We start from the raw sequence: 22,196 nt of genomic DNA, 5'->3' as shown, positions 1-22,196 counted from the left end.
CACGTCCCGCCCGGCCCCTCGGGAGTTCCGAGGGGCCCGCGGGTCACTTCCTGCCGCGCGCCGCCCGCCGGCGCCGGCCGACCCAGCTCTTCGCGGCCGAGATCCGCTTCTCCTCCCGGTCGCCGGAGTAGAACAGCTCGCAGAAGGAGCGGACGGCCGCGAGCGACTTCGGGTCGCTGAGGACCGCGAAGTGGTTCGAGGAGTCCACGTCGGTCTGGTGGAAGTTCGGCAGCTGGCGCTGCCACTCCTCCCAGTAGTTCACCTGGTCCAGCGCCGTGCCGTCCTCCTGGGTGGAGAACACGGCCGCCAGCTCCCCGTAGAAGAGACCGCTCCGGTTGCGGAAGTAGAAGCAGGTGACGGACTCCGGCCGGGCGAGCGGCCGGATGTCGTACTCCAGGACTCCGTAGGCCTCCTGGACCTTGACGTTCTGCTCCACGAGTGCGCGCAGCGCCTGCGCGGAACCGCCCAGGCCGCGCTGCTGCGCGACCGCGATCAGCCCGTCCAGCAGCTGGTCGTCGTCCTGGCTCCAGTCCACCTCGGCGGCGGTGATGAACGCCTCCGCGAGCCGCTCCGGCGACAGCCTGACGGCCGCGAACAACAGCGCGTTGACCTGCTGGAGCACCATGTCCGAACGTGACATGGTCATCTCCTTGATCCGGTCGCCGTACATCGCGTCGACCATCACGATGCTCTCCACCGTCTCGCCCTGCTCCTGCAGTTGACGGGTGACCTCGTAGGCCAGCAGGCCGCCGAGCGAGTAGCCGCCCAGATCGTACGGCCCCTCGGGCTGGACCGTGCGGATGATGTGCGCGTAGTGGGCGGCCATCGCCGTGATGCCGCTCAGCGGGTCGGCGTCGGACATCCAGCCGCGGGCCTGGATGCCGTGGAAGGGCCGCCCGAAGCTGTCGGCGATCGCCCCGTACACCTCCAGACCGCCGAGCCCGCCGTGGAACCAGAAGACCGGCCGGCCCTCGGTGCGGGCGTTGAGGCGGATCACCTCCGGGAAGCGCGCCTCGGCCGGCGCGGCCGCGGTGCGCGGCGGGGTGGCGGAGCCGAAGCGGCGCACCAGGTCGCGCGTGGACCGGCCGTCCAGGGCCTGGAGGTCGGCCGCCGGGTCGACCTCCGTCTGGAGGGCCTTGACCAGCTGCATCGCCAGGATCGAGCTGAACCCGAGGTCCTGGAGCGGCGCGTCGGGGTCGAGCGCGTCCGCGGGCACGCCCAGCAGGTCGGCGACGAGGGCCGTGATCCGCTCCCCGGCGCCCGTCCCCGCCGGGGCGGCCACGCCGGTCGCGGACAGGGGCGCCCGGGCCGACGGGGCCGGCGCCGGGGCCACCGGGGCGGGCGGCCGACCGGGGGTCACCCAGTGCCGCTTCCGGTCGAACGGGTAGGTCGGCAGCGTCCGCAGCATCCGCGGCGCCCGGCCCTCGCGCGGGACGGCCTCCCACGGCACGCTCCCGCCCCGGGCCCAGAACAGGGCCACGTTCTCGGGGCGGTTCTCCGCGAGCAGCTCGCGGACCACCGCGTCCCCGACCCGCCCGCTCAGCAGGGCGCCGAGGTCCGAGTCGTCGCGCCGGGCGTCGCCCGTGAACAGCGGCACCGGGGCCTGCCCGGCGGCGCCGCCGAGGTAGTGGCCGAGGCCTTCGACGAGCTCCGGGACGCTCCCGGCCACCAGCGCCAGCCGGGCGTCCATCGCCTCGCGCCCGCTCTGCAGGGTGTGGGCGAGGTCCGCGAGGGAGAGCTCCGGCTGCGCGCCGACGAACTCCAGCAGGCGCCCGGCGACGGCCTTCAGCCGGTCCTCGTTGCGGGCGGAGAGGACGACCACCTGAGGTGCCCGGTCCTCCTGGTACCCGTCGGCGTCGTCCTGGTACCCGCCGGCGACGATCTGCTCGGGCACGTACTCCTCGACGACCAGGTGGGCGTTGGACCCGCCGGCGCCGAAGGCGCTGATGGTCGCGCGTCGCGGGTACTCGCGCTCCTGCCCGTCGAGGTCCACCACCGGCCGGTGCCAGGGCTGCACCGCCGGCGGGAGGAAGAACGCCGTCCCGGCCGGCTCCACCCCGGGGTTGAGCCGGCCCTCCCCGACGAACGGGAGCAGCTTGCGGTGCTTCAGCTGCAGCGCGACCTTGCTGAGCTGGGCGATCCCCGAGGCCGCCTCGGCGTTGCCGAAGGTGGACTTGACCGTGCCCAGGGCGCAGAACCCCTCGTCCCGGGTGTGCCTGCCGAACACCTTGCGCAGCGCCGCGAACTCGATGGCGTCACCGAGCTGGGAGCCGTTCGCGGACGCCTCCACGTGGCCGACGGTGCGCGGGTGGATGCCCGCCCGCTCCAGGTTCTCCTCGATCAGCTCCGCCTGGCGGTCGGGGCTGGGCACCATCGGGCCGTTGGTGCGGCCCTTGTGGTTGGTGGCGCTGGACCGGATGACGGCGAGGATCTCGTCCCCGTCGGCGACCGCCCGGGAGAGCGGCTTGAGCAGGACGGCGCCGACGCCCTCGGCGGGCAGGAAGCCGTCCCCGTCGAGGAAGGCCCGGCTGTCCGGGCCGCTGCCGGTCAGGCCGGTCAGACTCAGCCCGAGGAACTTCTTCGGGTGCAGGGTGAGGTTGACGCCGCCGGCGATCATCAGCTCGCAGGTGCCCCGGCGGAGTTCCTCGCAGGCCATGTGGATGGCGACCAGCGAGGAGGAGCAGGTGGTGTCGACCGCGAGGCTCGGCCCCTGGAGGTCGAAGAAGTGCGACACCCGGTTGGCGACGGCGCTGTAGGACATCACCGAGGTGATGGACTCGTGGACGATGTCGGACGACAGCAGTTGGTACTGCTGGTACATCGCGCCGACGTAGACCCCCACCCGGCTCCCGTACGCGGTGCGCAGGCGGTCCCGGGTGTAGCCCGTGCCTTCCAGGAGGTTCCAGACGCACTCCAGGAAGAGCCGCGTCTGCGGGTCCATGATCGCCGCCTCGCGGGGCGAGACGTGGAAGAACAGCGGGTCGAAGTCGGCGACGCCGTCGATGAAGCCGCCCCACTTGGTGGCGGTCCGGTCGGGCCGGCTCTGCTCCGGGTCGTAGTAGAGGCTGTGGTCCCAGCGGTCCTCGGGGACTTCGGTGACGCAGTCGCGGCCCGCGAGCAGGTTCTCCCAGAGCTCGTCGAGGTCCTTCGCACCGGGGTAGCGGCCGGCGAGGCCGACCACCGCGATCGCGTCCTCCGGCGGCTCGGGCCGCCGCTGCGACGCGACCTGCGCCGGCGCCACCGGCGCCACGGGCGCCAGGGGCGCCACGGCGAGGAGGGGTGCCGCAGCCAGGACGGGCGCGGCTGACAGGACGGGCGCAGCGGGCTCCGGCGCCGGGGCCCGGAGGCCCAGTACCGACTCCAGTGCGCCCGCGTGGGCGCCCAGGAAGTAGCCGCTCAGGTCGTCGATGCTCCGGTACTCGAAGAAGAGCGTCTTCGAGAGCGAGCCGAAGTCGGCCTCCAGCCGGTTGGTGACGGTGAGTGCCAGCACCGAGTCGATGCCGAAGCGCTCGAACGGGGCCCCCGGGTCGATCCGGTGCGCCGGCACCTGGATCACCTCGGCCAGGGTGTTCCTGAGGTACGTGACCAGTGCGGGGCGGACGGCCTTCCGGTCCGCGCCCACGGCACCCGCCGCCCGCGCGGGCAGGGCCTGCCCGGACGGGGACCCGGCCGGGAGGGCGGGGGCCGGACGGACGGACGCCGGCTCGGGCCGCGGCGCCCGGTGCAGCACGGTCTCCCGGATCTTCCCGGCGTCGCCGGCGACCACCAGGACCTGGGTCCGCGGCGCGTCGAGCGCCGCGTACAGCGCCGCCAGGCCCACCGCCGTCGGCATCGGCACCATGCCGAGCCGCTCGCGCATCACCGTCTCGGTGGCGCTGTCCACGCGCATCCCGCCGTCGGCCCAGAGCGGCCAGTCGACGCAGACGGAGGCGCCGAAGCGCTCCCCGCGGGCCACCAGCTCGCGGCGGTGGTGCGTGTAGGCGTCCTGGAAGGCGTTGGCGGCCGCGTAGTCGGCCTGCCCGGCGTTGCCGAACACCCCGGCCGCGCCGGCGCAGACGGCCAGGAAGTCCAGCGGGACGTCCTTGCTGGCCTCATCCAGGTTGACCAGGCCCGCGACCTTCGGCGCGAGGACCTCGCGGCACTCCTCGGCGGTCTTGCGCCCGATCAGACCGTCCCGCAGGACGCCGGCGCTGTGGATGATGCCGTGCAGGGCGCCGTGCTCCCGCAGGATGCCGTCGACCAGCGCCCGCACCTCGGCCGGACGGGCGACGTCCACCCGCTCGTGACGGACGTCGACCCCCTGGGCGCGCCACCCGTCCAGCAGGGCTTCCTGCGCGGGGCGCAGCGGCGAGCGACCGGCCAGCACGAGGGTGAGGTCGGGTACGCCGGTGGCCATGTCCTGGGCGAACAGGGTTCCGACGCCGCCGAGCCCGCCGGTGACGAGGTAGACCCCGCCGGCCCGCCAGGGCACCCGCACCTCGGGCCGGTCGTCGCCCTCCACCCAGGTCAGCGCCTCGGTGCGGCCGTCGCGAAAGCGCAGGCAGGCCTCACCGGCGTGCCGGCGCCCGGCGGCGACCCGGGCGGCCAGCTGCCCGGCGGGCTCGGCCGGGTCGACCAGGACGGCCTGGGCCAGCAGCCGCGGGTCCTCCGCCTGGGCCGACTTCAGCAGGCCGAGCAGGCCCCGAACGGTCGCCAGGTCCTCCCGGTCCGGGACGACGAGCTGCACCAGCACCTGCTCCTGCGCCCGGTCCCGCAGGAGGGCCCGGACATGGGCGAGGGCCTGCTCGGTGTGGTCGGTGAACCGCTCGGCGATGCCGGTCGCGGTGGAGGTCAGGGGCAGCACCCGCACCGCCGGGTCCTGCGCGGACAGCGCGTCGGCGAGGGCGGGCAGGTCGGGCAGCAGCACGACGTGCCGGGCCGGCTCGACGGCCGCGCCGCCCGGCGCGGCCTCCTGCCAGGCGGGCACGAAGGTGACCGAGGACACCTCCGCGGCCGCCGACGCGGGCGTCTCGGCGGCCGCGCCGACCTCGCCGTCCAGGACGCGGTAGGACATGCCCCTGATCCGGGCGCGCACCCCGCCCTGCTCGTCGCAGAGGTCGATGTCGAGCTTGAAGACCTTGCCGCCCCGCTCGACGCCCGCGCTGTAGCGGATCCAGGCCCACATGGCGTCGGTGCAGGAGCCGAGGACCTCCAGCTCGTCCAGGGCGAACGGCAGCGAGGGCTTCATGCCGGAGACGTCGAGGGTGCCGGCGTCGCCGGCGGCCAGGCCCATGCCGAGCGAGGCCTGCAGCGTCGCGTCGAGGAGGGCGGGGTGCAGCACGTAGTCGTCGCGGGTGTCGCGCACCGAGGTCGGCAGGGTGAGCCGCACCAGGACCTGGTCGCGGCCGATGTGCAGCCGCTCGATGCCCCGGTGCGCGTCGCCGTAGCGGAAGCCGATGGCCTCGTAGGCCGGGTAGAGCCGGCTCGCCTCGACCACCGTCCGGTCGCAGGCGGCCCGGATGCCCGGGAGGTCGAGCACGGCGGGGGCGATCTCCTTGCGGACGACCTGCCCCTGACTGTGCACCACCGGGGCGCCGCCGGCGGTGCCGGAGATCTCGTAGTCGGCCTCGTCGTGGCTCCTGGGCACCAGTGCGGTGGTGAGGGTGACGCGGTCGGCGCCGGCGGTCACCGGGCGCGCCCAGACGACGTTGCGCAGGGCGAGGCCGGGGCCGGCCTGGACCGTCCCGCCGAGGGTGAGCGCGGCGGCGGCGCGGGCCATCTCCAGGCAGGCGACCCCGGGGAGGACCTTCTGGCCCTTCACCACGTGGTCCCGCAGGAAGAACTCCTCGCCGGTGAACTCCGAAAGGTAGCGCCGGGAGCGGAAGTCCGAGACGTCCGCGTGCAGCAGCGGGTGCCTGTCGGCGTGCGCCGCGGTGGACGCGCCGGCCGCGGCCGGGAGCGCCGGGCCCTGCGCGGGCGCCTGCGGCACCCAGTACCGGTCGCGGGCGAACGGGTAGGTCGGCAGCGGGACGCGGGAGTACTGCCCGTCGGCGAACAGCGCGGCGTAGTCCAGGCCGTAGCCCTGGACGTAGAGGTCCGCGACGGTGGCGAGCAGTTCGGCCAGGGAGTCGGGGTCGGTGCCCGCGGCGGCCTGCCGGATGCACTGGTTGCCGAAGTTGCGCAGCGCGGCGCGCTCCTGGTGCCCCTGGGCGGGGACCTCGCCGGCGCAGACCCGGGGGCTCTGCCCCTTGGCCGCCCACAGCCGCAGGCTCTGCACCAGCTCGTCCCGGTCGCGCACGACGCAGGCCAGCCGGTGCGGCAGGTGCTTGCGGCCGACGAGCAGGGTGAAGCCGATGTCGCCGGGGTCGAGCCCGGGCTGCCGCTCGCAGTGCGCGAGCAGCCGTTCGGCCTGCTCCGCCAGCTGCTCGGCGGTGCCCGCGGAGAGGGTGACGAGGTGGGCGGAGGGCCCGCCGGTGCGGTGGGCCCGGTACGGGGCCTCCTCGATCACCAGGTGGGCGTTGGTCCCGCTGACGCCGAAGGAGCTGACGGCGGCGCGGCGGGTCCCGTCGCCCCCGGCCTCCCAGGGGCGGTCCTCGGTGTTCACGTAGAACGGGCTGTCGGTGAAGTCGATGTGCGCGTTGCCGCGCTCGAAGTTGATCGACGGCGGGATGCGCCGGTGCCGGAGCGAGAGCAGCACCTTGATGACGCCGGCGACACCGGCGGCGGTGATGGTGTGGCCCAGGTTGGACTTGATCGAGCCGAGCGCGCAGTAGTCCCGCTGCTGGGTGTACCGGCGGAAGGCCCGCTTGAGCGCGTGGTACTCGATCGGGTCACCGAGCTTGGTGCCGGTGCCGTGGGCCTCCATCAGCTGGATGTGCTCGGGGTTGATCCCGAACGCGTCGTAGACGGACGTCTCCAGCCGCTCCTGGGACTTGGCGCTCGGCGCGGTGATCCCGTTCGACGCGCCGTCCTGGTTGATCCCGGAGCCGCTGATGACGCCGTGGATGTGGTCGCCGTCGGCGAGCGCGTCGGAGAGCCGCTTGAGGACCACCACGGCGGCGCCCTCGCCGGGGACGAAGCCGTCGGCCCGCTCGTCGAAGGTGTGGCAGCGGCCGCTCGGGGAGAGCATGCCGGCCTGGCCCGCGATCACCCAGAACTTGGGCGTGGTCTGGATGGCGACACCGCCGGCGACGGCCATCTCGGTCTCACCGCCCCACAGGCCCTGGCAGGCGAGGTGGATCGCCACCAGCGAGCTGGAGCAGGCCGTGTCGACGGAGATCGCCGGGCCCTGGAGGTCGAGGTGGTAGGAGATCCGCGCCGGCATCGCGGACAGGGCGTTGCCCCACATGGACTGGGGCGGCGCCTCGCCGCCGAAGAGCTGCGCGTAGCCGCTCTCCTGACAACCGACGTACACGCCGACCTGGCGGCCCTGGGTGCCGGAGCCGGCGTACCCGGCGTCCTCCAGGGCCTTCCACGACTCCTCCAGGAACACCCGCTGCTGGGGGTCCATGTAGGTCGCCTCGATGCCCGAGATGTTGAAGAACGTCGGGTCGAAACGGTCGATGTCGTCGATGAAACTGCCGCGGTCGCAGCCCTGGGCGCCCTCGGGGTGGTAGCCCGACATGTCCCAGCGCGAGATCTTCTCGGTCAGGTCGTGGCCCTGGGACAGGTGCTCCCAGAGCTGCTCGACGCCGGGCGAGCCGCCGAACCGTCCGCTCATGCCGACGATGGCGATCGGCTCCTTGCGCAGGACGCCCGCCGGCTCGTGCGGCGCCCGGGGCGCGGCCTGCGGGGCCTGCGGCGCGGCGGCCCGGTGCGGGGCCGCCTGCGCCACGGGCGGGGCGGGTTCGGCGGCCTGGGCCGACAGCCCGGCCGGCAGCGAGGCGGTGGCCTCCGCCCGGTGGGCGCCGGCGATGTACCGGGCCAGCCGGTTCACCGACCCGTGGTCGAACAGGTCGGTGGTGGCCAGGTCGGTACCGATCCTCCGGTTGATCTCCTGGATCAGCTGGACACCGATGATCGAGTCGATGCCGTAGTCCATGAAGGCGTCGTCCGCGGCGATCTGCGTCCGGTCGACCTTCAGGGAGAGCTTCAGCTGATCGAAGATGACGTCCTTGACGTGCTGTTCCAGCACCTCGTCCGTGACCGCCGGCGTCCGCGCCCCGGCCCGCGCGGGACGGTGCCCCGGGGCCTCGGGCCGGGCCGGCGGCTCCTGCGCGCCGGCGGCCTGTGCGGGGGCGGTGCCCCCGGCGGCAGGGGCGTCCGCGAGCTCCTGCCGGATCATCCCGTCACTGTCGGCCGCGATCACCTGGTGGCCCAGGTCGTGCAGCCGCTGCGCGGGGAACGACACCGCGCCGAAGCCCTCCTCGTCGAGCACCTCCTCCCAGGACTCGGGCGACAGTCCCGGGCAGCCCGGGATGCGCAGCTCGGTGTCCTCGTACAGCCACCAGCCCTCGAGCAGGCCGAAGGTCAGGTGGGTGAAGAGCGACTGCGAGGAGAGCTCGTTGGCGAGCAGGACGCCGTTCTCCTTCAGCGCCCCCTTCGCGTTGCGCAGCGTCCGGCGGATGTCCTTGGTGGCGTGCAGCACGTTGGTGGCGAGCACGATGTCGTACGAGCCCGGCTCCACGTCCTGGCCGGCGAGCGGCTCCTCGACGTTGAAGATCCGGTAGTCCAGGTACGGGTGGGCGGGCCCGTACTCCTTCTCCGCGTACATCAGGAAGGACTTGGACAGGTCGGTGTAGCAGTACGTCTCGACGTGGGCGGCGAGCGGTTCGAGCTTCTCGAAGACCTTCACGCTGCCGCCGCCGGTGCCCGCGCCGATCTCCAGGATGCGGATCCGCGCCGACGGGTCGCCGCGCAGGATCTCCTGCGCGATGCCGGCCACGGCGTCGGCCATGACGCCGTTGAAGGTGTCGGTGACGGGGTTGTTCTTGTAGATCCCCTCGACCAGCTCCATCGAGGAGTTGGGGAACATCACGTCGGTGGCGAGCACCTCGCCGGTCAGGATCCGCGGCAGGGCGCGCAGCATGGCGTCGAGCAGCAGGACCTGCGCGCGCAGGTCGGCGTTGCGCGACCACTGCGCGCTGCGCTCCTCCCACTCCGCCCAGACGTCGCGGCTGCTCACCGCGTGCACCGGGCGGGGGTGCGCGGCCGCGCCGTGCAGGTAGCCGCGGTTCAGCAGCTGGCGGACGGACTCGTCCAGCCAGCGCCGCAGTTCCTCGCCGAGCGGCAGCCGGGGGGCGGTGTCCGAGAACAGGCCCACGCTCTGCAGCTGGCCGAGCAGCAGCCGGCTCAGCAGGTCGTCGTCGACCAGGGCGTCCGCGTCGCGGTCGGTGCCGTCGACGGCCGGGGCCGCCGTGGCCTCGGCGATCTCCCGGCAGAGGCGGGCCAGGGGAACCCGAGTGCCCCTGCGGGCGGTGGTGATGGCTTCGCGCCGGATGATGTGCTGCATGTTACGAGTTACCCCCCTGAGCCTTGACCAGGCCGAGCTGGTCGAACGTGCCGGAAAGAAGGACGTCGAGGGCCGCCATGCCGTCTGCGGGCTCGATCGAGGCCGCGCCGGCCCTGCTCATCCGCTCCTGGTACTTCTGCGAGGCGACGATGCCGACGCTGCCCCAGTAGCCCCAGTTCATGGTCTTCACAGGGGCGGAGAGGGCGGAGCCGAGGCGGTGGGCGTAGGCGTCCTCGAACACGGAGCCGGCCACGTAGTTGCACTGCCCGGGCGCCTTGAGGAACGAGTTCATCGAGGAGAAGAACAGGACGAAGTCCAACGGCTCCGTCCGGAAGACCTGGACCAGGCGGACGCTGACGTCGACCTTGGCGGTGACGGCGACCCGGAAGCGCGCCTCGTCCATCCGCTCCAGGCTCTGGTCGAGCAGCACGATCGCCGAATGGATCACGCCGTGGATCACCGGGTGGCTCTGCTTGATGCGCTCGTAGGCGCCCTGCAGTGACTCCCGGTCGGTGGCGTCGGCCTGCACGTAGCGGGGCTCGGGGCCGAGCCGGCCCAGGCGCTCCAGCTTCTCGCGGATCGCCGCGTCCTCGGCCCGGCGGCCGATCCAGACGACCTGCGCGCCGTAGGTGCGGACCATGTGCTCGGTCCACGCCTCGCCGATGCCGCCGGCGCCGCCGATCACCACGTACGTGCCGCCCTGCCGGTACACCGGGTGGTCGCCGGGCGCGGGCGCGTCGCCCTGGGCCGTCTCCTGGATCGGGAGGAGCGCCTGCTGGTACCAGCGCCTGCGGCGGTACGCCCAGACGCTGCCGCGCTCCTCGCAGGGCAGCCCGAACAGCTCCGCGAGCGGCCAGTCGTAGCCCTTGTCGAGGTCGGCCAGGCGGACGTTCCAGCCCGGGTACTCCTTGGCGACCGAGCCCAGCAGGCCGTGCAGGCCCGCGTGGGTCGGGTCCACGGTGTCGCTGCGCCGCACCGGCAGGCTCTGCTCGGTGACGACGGTCAGGTCGAGGGTGCGGCGGCCGTAACCGAGGCTCAGCAGCGCCTTCAGGGTGCGGAAGCAGGCGTACAGGCCTCCCTCCTGGGCCTCGACCAGCGCGTCGTCGGTGACGGCGGGCGGCGCCGTCGGCTGGGGGGCCAACCAGACCAGGTGCGCGAGCGGGTCGCCGGCCGCGTCGAGGCGGGCGGCGATCGTCTCCACGGAGTCCGCGGGGCCGACGGGCAGGCGCTCGGCGGCCGGGTGGACGGTACGGATCAGCTCCCAGTGCTCCGCCGTGCCGCCGGCCACCAGGACGCGGCCGGCCGGGGCCGCGAGGGCCAGCGGGGCGGGCTTCGGGACGACGTCCCAGACCGGCTTCAGCAAGATGTTCGCGGTGGCCGCCGGGGCGGCGGGCGCCGCGGCCGGCACAGGTGCCGGCACGGGTGCGGGCGCCGCGGCCGGCAGGGCGACGGCGGGTACCTCGGACGCGGGTGCGGCGGGCCCGTCGGCGGCACCCTCGGCGGGCGTGAACCAGTAGCTCCCTCGGGCGAACGGGTAGGTGGGCAGCGGGATGCGGCGGGGCAGCCCGTCCACGTACAGCCGCGCCCAGTCGACGGCCGTCCCGGTCACCCAGAGCCCGGCCAACCGCTCGCCCTCGGCCCCCTCCGGCGCACCGTCCGGGGCGGGCCGGGGCGCATGCGCGGCGCCCCTCCCCCGGGCCTTCCGGGCCTGGCCGGTGAGGACACCGTCCGCCCGGCCGTCCTCGGCGAACCGGGTCAGCTTCTGCGCCAGCTCCCCGAGGGTGGTGGCGGTCAGCGCCAGCCGCCACGTCATGGCCTCGCGGCCCAGCTGGAGCGAGTACGCGAGGTCCTTCGGGTCCAGCGACGGGTGCGACCGGACGTGGTCGCCGAGGCGGGCGGCGGCGGTCCTGAGCTGCTCCTCGCTCCTCGCCGACAGGACGAACACCCGGGCGGCGTGCGACGGCTCCGGCGCGGCGCCCTCGGCGGCCTCGTCGTACTCCTCCAGGACGAGGTGGGCGTTGGTGCCGCTGAAGCCGAACGAGCTCACGGCCGCGCGCCGGGCGGCGCCCGCCTCCGTCTTCCACGGCGTCAGTTCGGTGTTGACGTGGAACGGCGAGCCCTCGAAGTCGAAGTGCTCGTTGTGGCGCTCGAAGTTCAGCGTCGGCACCAGGTGCTTCTGCTGCATGCAGAGCACCGCCTTCTGGATCGAGGCGATGCCCGCGGCCGCGGAGGTGTGCCCGAGGTTGCTCTTCACCGAACCGATCGCGCAGTAGCCGACCTTGTCGGTGTGCTCGCGGTAGACGGTGGCCAGCGCCTCCAGCTCGATCGGGTCGCCCAGCTTGGTGCCGGTGCCGTGCATCTCGACGTAGCCGATGCCGGCCGGGTCGATGCCGTGGCGACCGTAGACGTCCCGCTCCAGCTCCATCTGGCTGACCACGCTGGGCGCGGTGATGCCGTTGGTCCGGCCGTCCTGGTTGATGCCCGAGCCGAGGATGACGCCGTGGACGTGGTCCCGGTCGCGCACCGCGTCGTCGAGCCGCTTCAGGACGAGCGCGCCCACGCCCTCACCCGGCACGAAGCCGTCGGCGCCGTTGTCGAAGGTCTTGCACCGGCCGTCCGGCGAGAGCATCCCCGCGCCGCACATGCTGATGTACGCCTCGGGGCTCAGGTAGAGGGTGACACCGCCGACCAGGGCCATGTCGATCTCGCCGCTCTTGAGTGCCTGGGACGCCAGGTGGGTCGCGACGAGCGAGGAGGAGCAGGCGGTGTCCAGGGCGATGGCCGGGCCCTTGAGGTTCAGGAAGTAGGCGATCCGGCCGGCCGTGATGGCGTTGCTGTTGCTGGTGGCCGAGCTCGCGTCGGCGCCCTCCTTCTGCATGAGCATGCTGTACTCGTTGCTCATGATCCCCAGGTAGACGCCGCACTTCTCGCCGCTCAGCGCCCGCGGGTCGTACCCCGCGTCCTCGAAGGCGTGGTAGGCCTCCTGGAGGAAGAGCCGCTGCTGCGGGTCCATCGCCTCGGCCTCGGTCGGCGGGATGTTGAAGAACAGCGGGTCGAAGACGTCGATGTCGTCGAGGACACCCATCGACCGGCAGTAGACCTTGCCCTTCCGGCTCGGCCGCGGGTCGTAGTACGCGTCCACGTCCCAGCGGGACTTGGGGATCTCCCGGACGCAGTCGCGCCCGTTCGCCAGGTTGTCCCAGTACTCGGCCAGGTTCTCCGAGCGCGGGTAGCGGCCGGCCATCCCGACGATCGCGATCGCGTCACCGCGGCGCGGCCCGGTGACGCTCGCCCCGGCCGGGGCGGGGGCGGGTGCGGGCGCCTCGACGGCCACGACCGGCCGGGCGGGGACGGGCGCGGGGGCGGGGGCGGCGACCGGCGCGGGCTGCGGCTCGGGGGTGGGCGGGAGCACGGGTGCGGCCACCGGGGCCGGTGCCGCGGCGACGGGGGCGGCGGCGGTCGGGGCCGTGGCCGCGGGGGCGGTCAGCCCGCGAAAGGGACGCCCCTGAGGGGCGCCTCCCTTCTCCAGCTCCCGGAGGATGCAGGCCGTCAACTCCAGGACGGTCGGGTGGTCGTAGAGCCTGGTGGCCGGCAGGTCCAGCCCGTACTGCTTGTTGATCGCCTTGATCCACTCCACCCCGATGATGGAGTCCAGCCCGAAGTCGGTGAAGCTCCGGTCGAGGTCGAGCTCCTCCTCCGACACGTAGAGGGCGGCGGCCAGGCTGCTCAGCAGGTCCGCCTGGACGTCCTCCTCCGCGAGCACCGGCTGCGGCTCCTCGGCCGGCACCACGGGTGTGGCGACGGCGGGTGTGGCGACGACAGGTGTGGCCGGGGCGGCGACGGGCGCGGCGGGCACGGGCGCCGGGGCGGCGACGGGCAGGGGCGCCGGTGCGGCGGCCGGGGCGGACGCCGCGGTGTGCAGCAGGTTCTTCAGGTAGGCCGCCAACTGGCGGACGGTGGGCGTGTCGTAGAGCCTGGTGGCGGCCAGCTCAAGGCCGTACTGCTTGTTGATCGCCTTGATCCACTCGACCCCGACGATGGAGTCCAACCCGAGGTCGGTGAAGTTGGTGTCGGTGTCGACGTCCTCCTCCGCCATGTACAGGGCCTGGGCGAGGCTCACCGCCAGCTCGTCGACCAGCGTCTCCTCGTCCGGTCCCGCGAACGTCGGGGCCGGGGCGGGCGCCTGGACCGCCGCCGGGGCAGCCACCGGCGCGGGTGCCGGCGCCGGGGCCGGGGTGGCCACCGGCGTCAGGGCCACCGCCGGGGCGGGCCGGCGCACGGGCGCCGGGGCGCCGGGGGCCGCGGACCCGCCGCCGAGCGGGGCGAGGCCGATCCCCCGAGGCTTGGCGACGGCACGCGCGCCGTCCGACGGCGCGGGCAGGGCAGCGGCCCGCGCCGGTGCGACCGGCTTCAGGGCGGCGGGCTTCACGACGGCCGGTTTCGCCGGCGCGACCGGCTTCAGGGCGGCGGGCCTTGGCGGCGCGGCCACCGCGGCAGGGGCGACGGCAGCGGCGGCGGTGACAGCGGCCGGAACGGCCGGCGTGGCCGTCGCCGCCCAGAACCGCTTGCGGGCGAAGGGGTAGGTCGGGAGCGAGACCCGGGCCGGCAGCGGGGCCGGGTAGAAGCTCCGCCAGTCCAGGCCGAGCCCGCTGACCCAGAGTTCGAGCAGCTTGCCGAACTTCCGCTTCCGCACCCACGCCTCGATGGTGTGCGCCATGTCCTCGTCCTCGGCGAGGAACGACACGGCGTCCTTGGCGCGCTTCACCCGGCCCCGGTACACCTCGCCGACGGCCTGCCGGCCGTCCAGGTGGTCGCGCAGCCGGGCGAGCAGCTCCTCGGCGGAGCCGGCCAGGAACGCCAGCCGCTCGTCCAGGTGCTCGCGCCCGGTCTGCAGGGTGAAGGCGATCCCGGGCACGTCGGCGTCGCCGATCCGCTCCTCCAGCGCCCAGTCGAGCAGCCGCTGCGCCTGCTCGCGCAGCTGCTCCTCGGTGCGCGCGGTGAGCACGACGACGGACGCCAGCGGCTGTCCGGCCGGGTCGGCCGCCACCGGGCGCGCGGCCGGGACGTACTCCTCGACGACGACGTGCGCGTTGGACCCGCCCGCGCCGAAGGAGGAGATGCCGGCGATCCGCGGGTACTCGCGGGGGCCGTCGGCGGTGTCGATCACCGGCCGCGCCCAGTCCGCCAGCTCCCGCTGCACCCGGAAGGGCGTCTCCTCGAAGTCGATGTGCGGGTTGAGCACCTCGGAGTGCAGCGAAGGGGCGAGCTTGCCGTGCTTCAGCTGCAGCAGCACCTTGGTCAGCGCCGAGATGCCGGCCGCGCTCTCGGCGTGCCCGATGTTGCTCTTGACCGAGCCGATCGCGCAGAACTGCCGGTCGTCCGTGTGCCGGGCGAACGCCTTGGTGAGGCCGGCGATCTCGATCGGGTCGCCGAGCGAGGTGCCGGTGCCGTGCGCCTCGACGTAGCTGACGGTGCGCGCGTCGACGCCCGCCTTGTCCAGGGCGTGCGCGATCACGCCGCTCTGGGCGTTCGGGTTGGGCACCGTGTAGCCGTTGGTCCGGCCGCCGTGGTTGATCGCGGTGGCCTTGATGACGCCGTGGATCCGGTCGCCGTCGGCGATCGCCCGGTCCAGCGGCTTCAGCAGCACGGCGCCGACGCCCTCGCCGGGCACGTAGCCGTCGCCGCCCTCGCCGAAGCTCTCGCACCGGCCCTTGCTGGACGCGAAGCCGGTCTGCCCCAGCAGCAGGTACTTGTTGGGGTGGAGCGACAGGTTGACGCCGCCGGCGACGGCGACCTCGCAGTCGCCGAGCTGCAGACTCTGACAGGCCAGGTGGAGCGCCGTCAGGGACGAGGAGCACATGGTCTTGAGCGTGATGCTCGGGCCCTGCCAGTTGCAGAAGTAGGAGACGCGGTTGGCGATGTTCGCCGCGTTGCCCGGGATCGGCTGGCCGTCGGCCTGCCCCGGCCCGGACGCGCCGTACAGCTGGTACTCGTCGTACATCGCGCCGACGAACACGCCGACGTTGCCCTCGACGCCGTTCGAGCGGTGTCGCAGAAGGTCCTGCCGGGTGTACCCGGCGTCCTCCAGCGTCTCGTACACAGCCTCCAGGAAGAGGCGCTCCTGCGGATCGGTGAACTCGGCCTCGCGGGGCGACATGTTGAAGAACAGCGGGTCGAACCGGTCGATGTCGTCCAGGAACCCGCCCCACTTGTGCGGGGTCGCGCCGGGCCGGGCGGGGTCCTGGACGGAGTGGGCGCGGTGGTCCCAGCGGTCCGCGGGCACCTCGGTGACGCTGTCCCGGCCCTCGGCCAGGTTGCGCCAGAACTCGCGCAGGTTGCGGGCCTGCGGGTAGCGGCCGCCGATGCCGATGACGGCGATGTCGGCACTGCGCGGTGCGGCCGCCGGACGGGGCTCGGACCCGCCGGCGGGCGCCGGGGTCGTCGTGGCTGCCAGAACCGCCGGGACCGGCGGGACCTCGACCGGGACCGGCGGGACCTCGACCGGGACGGCGGGCGCCGCGGCCGGCGCCGGCACGACGGCCGGCGCCGCGGGGGTGACTCCCAGCAGCTCCGCCAGCCGCGGCCGGTGCGCGTCGACCAGGTAGCCGGTGAGCTGCCCGATGTCGCGGTACTCGAAGAAGAGTGTCTTCGGCAGGCGCCCGAAGACCGCCTCCAGCTTGGCGGTCAGGTTCATCGCCATCACCGAGTCGATGCCGTACCGCTCCAGCGGGACGTCGGTCTCGATGCGGTGCGCGGGCACCTTGAGGGCCCCCGCCAGCAGCGAACTGACGTACCCGACGGCCTTGTCCTCCAGGCCGTCGTCCTGCCGCTCCGGAGCCGCGCCCGAAGTGTCGGTGCTCACTGGTCCTGTGTCCTCACCGGCCTGCTGCATCGTCAGCGCCTGCCTGATTCGGGCCACGTCGCCTGCGGCGACGAGCACTTGGTGGTGGTTCGTCTGAAGGCTGCGGGAGAGGGCCTCGACCCCGGCCGCGCGCTCCAGCAGGGAGATCCCGAAGCGGTCGCGGAGCAGCTCCTCCGTGGCCGCGTCCGGGCGCATGCCGCCGTCCGCCCAGAGCGGCCAGTCGACGGAGAGCGTGCGGCCGCGCCGCAGTCCGGCCGCGACCAGGCTCTGCCGGTACTCGGCGAAGCCGTCCATGAAGGCGTTGGCCGCCGCGTAGTCGGCCTGGCCCGCGTTGCCGGTGACGGCGGCGCCGGAGGAGAACGCGACGAAGAAGTCGAGGTCCGCGTCCCGGGTCGCCTCGTCCAGGTTGACCAGGCCGCCGACCTTCGGCGCCAGGACGGCGCGGAACTCGTCGGCGGACTTCTTCAGGATGAAGTTGTCCTCGATCACCCCGGCGCTGTGGACGACACCGTGGAGGTGCCCGGCCGTGCGCACGATCCGGTCCACCAGGGCCGTGACGGCGTCCCGGTCGGCGACGTCGAGCCGGGCGTAGGAGACGTCGGCGCCGGACGCCCGCAGCCGCTCCACGGCCTGCCGCGTCCGCGCGCTCTCCGGGGAGCGGCCGGCGAGGACGAGCTTGGCGTCCTTCACCTGGCCGGCGATCTCCTCGGCGAAGATCCGCCCGAGGCCGCCGAGACCGCCGGTGACCAGGTAGACCCCGCCGGCCCGCCAGGGCGGCCCGGGGCGGGCCGCGGCCGGCTCCTCAGCCCAGGTCAGCACCTCGCGCCGGCCGTCCCGGTGGCGGACGGCGGCAGGCCCGGCGCCGGTGCCGTCGCCGGTGCCGTCGCCGGTGCCGTCGGTGGTGCCGGCCGGGCTGCGGCGCTCGGCCGCGAGCAGCGTACGCAGGGCGTCCGCCCCGGTGGCGGCGTCCGCGAGAATCACCTGGCCGGTGATCCGCGGGTTCTCCAGCCGGGCCGTCCGCAGCAGCGCGCCGAGGCCGGAGAGGGCGGCCGACTCCGGCCGGTCCGCCAGCAGGATCTGCACGAGCACCTCGGACCGCGTGCCGTCCGCCAGCACCGCCTTCGTCCGCTCGAACACCTGGAGCGCGTAGTCGGTGTAACGGCCGTCCAGGCCGGCCGCCCCGGAGGTGAGCACCTCCAGCTCGCACCCGCGGTCCGCGGCGACGGCGTCCGCGAGGGCGCCCGGCTCGGCGAAGACCACGGTGCGCCGCGCATCGGCGGGCCCCGGCGCGGGCAGCGCGCGTTCGCGCCACTGCGGGAAGGCCAGGATGCCGCCGGCCGCGGGCCCGGCCGGCAGGGCCCGGACGGCGAAGCCGGTCAGGCGCACCAGCACCTCGCCCGCGTCGTCGCACAGGTCGAGGTCGAAGCGGCGGACGGAACTCTCCTGCGGGGCCGCCGCGCTCGGGCGGATCCGGACCCAGAGAGCGGGCGTGAGGGCACCGAACACCTCGACCCGGTCGACGGCGAACGGCAGCAGGGTCTGCTGCCCGGCGGCCGGGTCCGCGGTCAGCATCCCCAGGCAGGCCTGGAGCGCCGCATCCGTCAGCCCGGGGTGCAGCCGGGTGGAGTCCCAGTCCGGCTGCGCGGCCGTGGGGAGCACCAGGCGCGCCAGCACCTGGCCCTCGCCGACCAGCAGGTGGTCGATGCCGCGGAACGACGCGCCGTACTCGATCCCGGCCGCCGCGAACGCCGCGTAGACCTGGTCGGCGTCCAGCCGGCGGGCACCGCGGTCGGCCCGCAGCGGCGCCAGGTCGACCCGGCCGGGCCGCCCGCCGCCGGGCACGACCGTGCCGGTGCTGTGCAGGACCTGGGCCGGGGGCCCGGCCGCCTCCTCGTCGGTGGCGAAGATCTCGAACCGGACGCCCTGCGACTCCTCGGGCCGCAGGGCGACATGGAGGTCGCGCGGGCGGTCGCCCACCCGGAAGGGGCGGGCCCAGACCACGTCGGCGAGGGCCGAGCCGGCCGACGGCGTCCGGCCGCCGGCCGCCGCCGCCAGCGCCATCTCCAGGTGGGCCACGCCCGGCAGGAGCCGCTCGCCGCGGACCAGGTGGTCGGCGAGGAACGCCTCCTCCCCGGTGAAGGTCGAGGTGTAGCGCTGCCGCCCGAACTGGGAGGTGTCGCGGTGCACCAGCGGGTGCGGCGCCGCCAGGGCGGGTGCCCCGGGGCCGGTCTGGGCACCCGGCTGGGCACCAGGCTGGACACCCGGCTGGGCACCGGGCTGCGCCTCCACCCAGTACCGCTCCTTGGCGAAGGGGTAGGTGGGCAGCGGGATCCGGAACGGCCGGCCGGGCGCGTACAGCAGCGGCCAGTCGACGGCGCAGCCGCCGGCCCAGGCCTGCGCGACGGCCGCGTGATCGCCGGCCGCGATCCGGGCACGGACGAGCGCCTTGCGGTCCTCGTCCTCCTCGTCCCAGGTCAGCGGCTCCGGCGCCCGGCCCCGGAACAGGGCGGTGTCGCCGCCCTGCCCCAGGTGGGTCCGCAGGCCCCGCGCCACGGCGTCGGTGGAGTCGGCCACGAAGGCCAGCCGGTGGTCCATCGCCTCCCGGCCGACCTGGAGCGAGAACGCCAGGTCGGTCAGGTCGAGGCCGGGCTCGTCCGCCAGGAAGGCGAGCAGGTTCCCGGCCGCGCTGTCCAGCTGCGCCTCGGTCTTGGCCGACAGGGTGACGACGACGGCCGCCGAAGCGGTCCGCACTCTGCTGTCACGCATTGGGGTACTCCTCCAGCACGACGTGGGCGTTCGTTCCGCTGAATCCGAACGAGCTCACGGCAGCGCGCCTCGGCGCCCGGCCGTCCTGGGGCTCCCAGGGTTCGAGGCGGGTGTTGACACGGAAAGGGGATCGGGCGAAGTCGAAGTGCTCGTTGGGCGTCTCGAAGTGGAGTGACGGCACCAGCCGGCCGTGCCGCATGCTCAGCAGCGCCTTGTGCACCCCGGCGACCCCGGCGGCCGCCGAGGTGTGCCCGATGTTGCTCTTCACCGAGCCGATGGCGCAGGCGTTGGTGGCCACCCCGCGCTCGCGGTAGACGGTGCCCAGCGCGTCCAGCTCGATCGGGTCGCCGAGCTTGGTGCCCGTGCCGTGCATCTCGACGTAGCCGATCGACGCGGCGTCGATGCCGTTCCGGTCGTAGACCGAACGGACAAGCTCCATCTGGCTGTTGGCGCTGGGTGCGGTGATGCCGTTGGTCTTGCCGTCCTGGTTGGTGCCCGAGGCCGCGACGACGCCGTAGACGTGGTCGTGGTCGGCCTCGGCGTCGCCCAGGCGCTTCAGCACCAGGGCGCCGACCCCCTCGCCGGGTACGAAGCCGTCGGCGCCGTTGTCGAAGGACCGGCACTGCCCGTGCGGCGAGAGCATGCCCGCCTCGGACATCCCGACGTAGGTGTCCGGGAGCAGGTAGAGCGAGACGCCGCCGACCAGCGCGATGTCGATCTCGTGGCTCGCCAGCGCCTGCTGGGCGAGGTGCAGCGCCACCAACGAGGACGAGCAGGCGGTGTCGATCGCGATCGCCGGGCCCTTGAGGTTGAGGAAGTAGGCGATGCGCGAGGCGGCGATGGCGTTGCTGCTGCTGGTCGCGGCGTTGGTCTCCGCGCCGTTGCGGAACACCAGGAAGCTGTACTCGTTGCCGCTGATGCCCAGGAAGACACCGCACTTCTTGCGGCTCAGGGACTGCGGGTCGTAGCCCGCGTCCTCGAACGCCCGGTAGGCCTCCTGGAGGAACAGCCGTTGCTGCGGGTCCAGCCCCTCCGCCTCCAGCGGCGAGATGTTGAAGAACAGCGGGTCGAAGCAGTCCGCGTCCTCCAGGTACCCCAGCCACTTGCAGCTGGTCCGGCCCTTCCGGCCCGGGCGCGGGTCGTAGTACTGCGCGACGTCCCAGCGCGACGCGGGCACCTCGCGCACGGAGTTGCGACCGTTGCTGAGGTTGTCCCAGTACTGGCGGAGGTTCTCCGCCCCGGGGTACCGGCCGGACATGCCGATCACGGCGGCCCGGTCCCCGCGGCGGACGGCGCCCGGTGCGGGCTCGGGCCCGGCGGGGGCCGGTGCGGGGAGGTCAGCCGGGACGGCAGCGACGGGGGCGACCGGCGTGACCGGGCGGACGGGTGCGACCGGGGTGACGGGTGCGACCGGGGCAGCTGGCACGGACGCCACGGGAGCCGTGGGAGCCGCGGGAGCCACCGGAACGACAACGGCCACCGGAACGGCGGCCACGGGCGCGACCGGAGCGGGCGCCGGAGCCGGCCCGACCTCGGCGGCGGGCTCGGCCGGGGCCGGGATCTGCGCCTCCAGGTGGCCGGCCAGCTCGCGCAGCGTCGCGTAGTCGTACAGCCGCGTCGCCGTCAGCGACGTGCCGTACATCCGGTTGATCGTCTTCACCCACTCGACGCCGATGATGGAGTCCATGCCGAGCTCCACGAAGTTGCGGCCGGCGTCGATCTCGCCGGACTCCAGGAACAGGGCCTCGGCGAGGCTGCTCCTCAGCTCGTCGACCAGGACGGACCTCGGGCGCGCCGGCCGAACCGCCACCGGCGTGGGTGCCGGGACGGGCTCGGGCACCGGCACGGGCTGCGGCTCGGGCTCGGCCACCGGCACGGGCTGCGGCTCGGGTGCCGAGGCCGCCGCCTCGCTCTGCAGGAAGTCCGCGAACTCCCGTACCGTCGGGTAGTCGTAGAGCCGCGCGGCCGTCAGCGCGGTGCCGTACTTCTTGTTGAGGGTCTTGATCCACTCGACCCCGACGATGGAGTCCAGGCCCAGCTCGATGAAGTTGCGGTTGAGGTCGATGTCGCTCTCCGGCAGGTACAGCGCCTCCGCGAGACCGGCCCGCAGTTCCTGCCGCAGGACGCTGGTGGACCGCACCGGCCCGGCGGGGGGCTGCCCCGCAGGCACCGGGCTCGCGGGCGCCGGGCTCGCGACCGCCGCGGGCTTCGCCGCAGGCGCCGGGTTCACGACCACCGGGTTCACGACCGAGGCGGGCTGCGCGGCCCGGCCGCCCAGCTCACCCAGCCGGACGTTCCGCGGCTTCGCCACCGGCGAGAGGGACGCGGTCACCCCCGCCCCCGGGCTCCGCAGCACGATCTTCGCCCGCCCGACCGCCCCCGGGACCTCCGGGACCACCGGGGCCGGAGCGACCGGAGCGACCGGCGTGCGGGGTGCCACCGGCGGGACCGGGGCGAGCGCAGGCCCCGGGGCCGGGGCCGCCGGCTGCGCCGCGGCGGGCCGCTGCCGCGCGGCCCAGTACCGCTTGCGCGAGAACGGGTAGCCGGGCAGCGCCGTCAGACTCGGCCGACCGTCCGCGAAGAGCTTCTGCCAGTCCGGTGTGGCGCCCTGGCAGTAGAGCGCGGCGAGGGCGGCGAGCACGTCCCGGTACTTGGCCGCCGGAACGCCCGGCACCGCGAGTTCGGCGAGCAGCGCCTGCGCCTGGATGTCGAGCAGCGAGCGGTCCGCACGGTCGCGCGGCACCTCGCCGCGGTGCACCGTCGGCTTCTCCTCGCCGCGCGCCGCCGCGTCCAGCGCGGCGAGGGCGCCGGCCGCGTCGCCGACGACGAGGGCGCAGCGGTGGGCGAAGTGCTGCCGGCCCTCCAGCAGGGTGTAGGCGGCGTCACCGAGGCGGGCCGCGTCGAAGTCCCCCGCCCGCAGGGCCTCCCGCAGCTCGCGGATCCGCTCGTCCAGCGCCTCGGAGGTCTTGGCGGACAGGACGAGCAGCCGGGCCGGGGCCTCGGCGGCCGTCGCGGTGCGCGCGTCCGCCCGGTAGCTCTCCACCACCATGTGGACGTTGGTCCCGCTCATGCCGAACGAGCTCACCGCGCCGAGCCGGGTGCCCTCCGGGCCGGCCGGCCAGGCCTTGGCCGCCTTGT

At 74.3% G+C, this 22,196-nt stretch carries 3 protein-coding genes (1 of these 3 cut by a window edge); all 3 read right to left on the bottom strand.

The window, feature by feature from the left end; translation table 11 throughout:
- Positions 1-43: 43 nt before the first annotated feature.
- Tightly spaced (at most 1 nt apart), the 3 genes in view from OG689_RS34725 to OG689_RS44915 form a layout consistent with a single transcriptional unit that may run on beyond the window.
- Positions 44-9,430 (bottom strand): SDR family NAD(P)-dependent oxidoreductase, encoded by a 9,387-nt coding sequence (locus OG689_RS34725; protein WP_266324974.1) that lies wholly within the window; start codon positions 9,428-9,430, stop codon positions 44-46.
- Between the two features lies 1 nt (position 9,431).
- On the bottom strand, positions 9,432-19,058 hold the full coding sequence (locus tag OG689_RS34720) for an SDR family NAD(P)-dependent oxidoreductase (protein WP_266324972.1): 9,627 nt from the start codon (positions 19,056-19,058) through the stop codon (positions 9,432-9,434).
- A protein-coding gene (locus OG689_RS44915) for an SDR family NAD(P)-dependent oxidoreductase (protein ID WP_323189351.1) crosses the window boundary here: on the bottom strand, positions 19,051-22,196 show its 3' portion. It continues 5,536 nt past the right edge of the window; only the last 3,146 of its 8,682 coding nucleotides appear in the window; its start codon lies off the right edge, out of view; its stop codon occupies positions 19,051-19,053. Before OG689_RS44915 ends, OG689_RS34720 begins: the two co-directional genes overlap by 8 nt.

Source organism: Kitasatospora sp. NBC_00240 (assembly GCF_026342405.1).
In the GTDB taxonomy this organism is placed as follows: Bacteria; Actinomycetota; Actinomycetes; order Streptomycetales; family Streptomycetaceae; genus Kitasatospora.
This window is presented reverse-complemented; position numbering and strand designations above follow the sequence as displayed.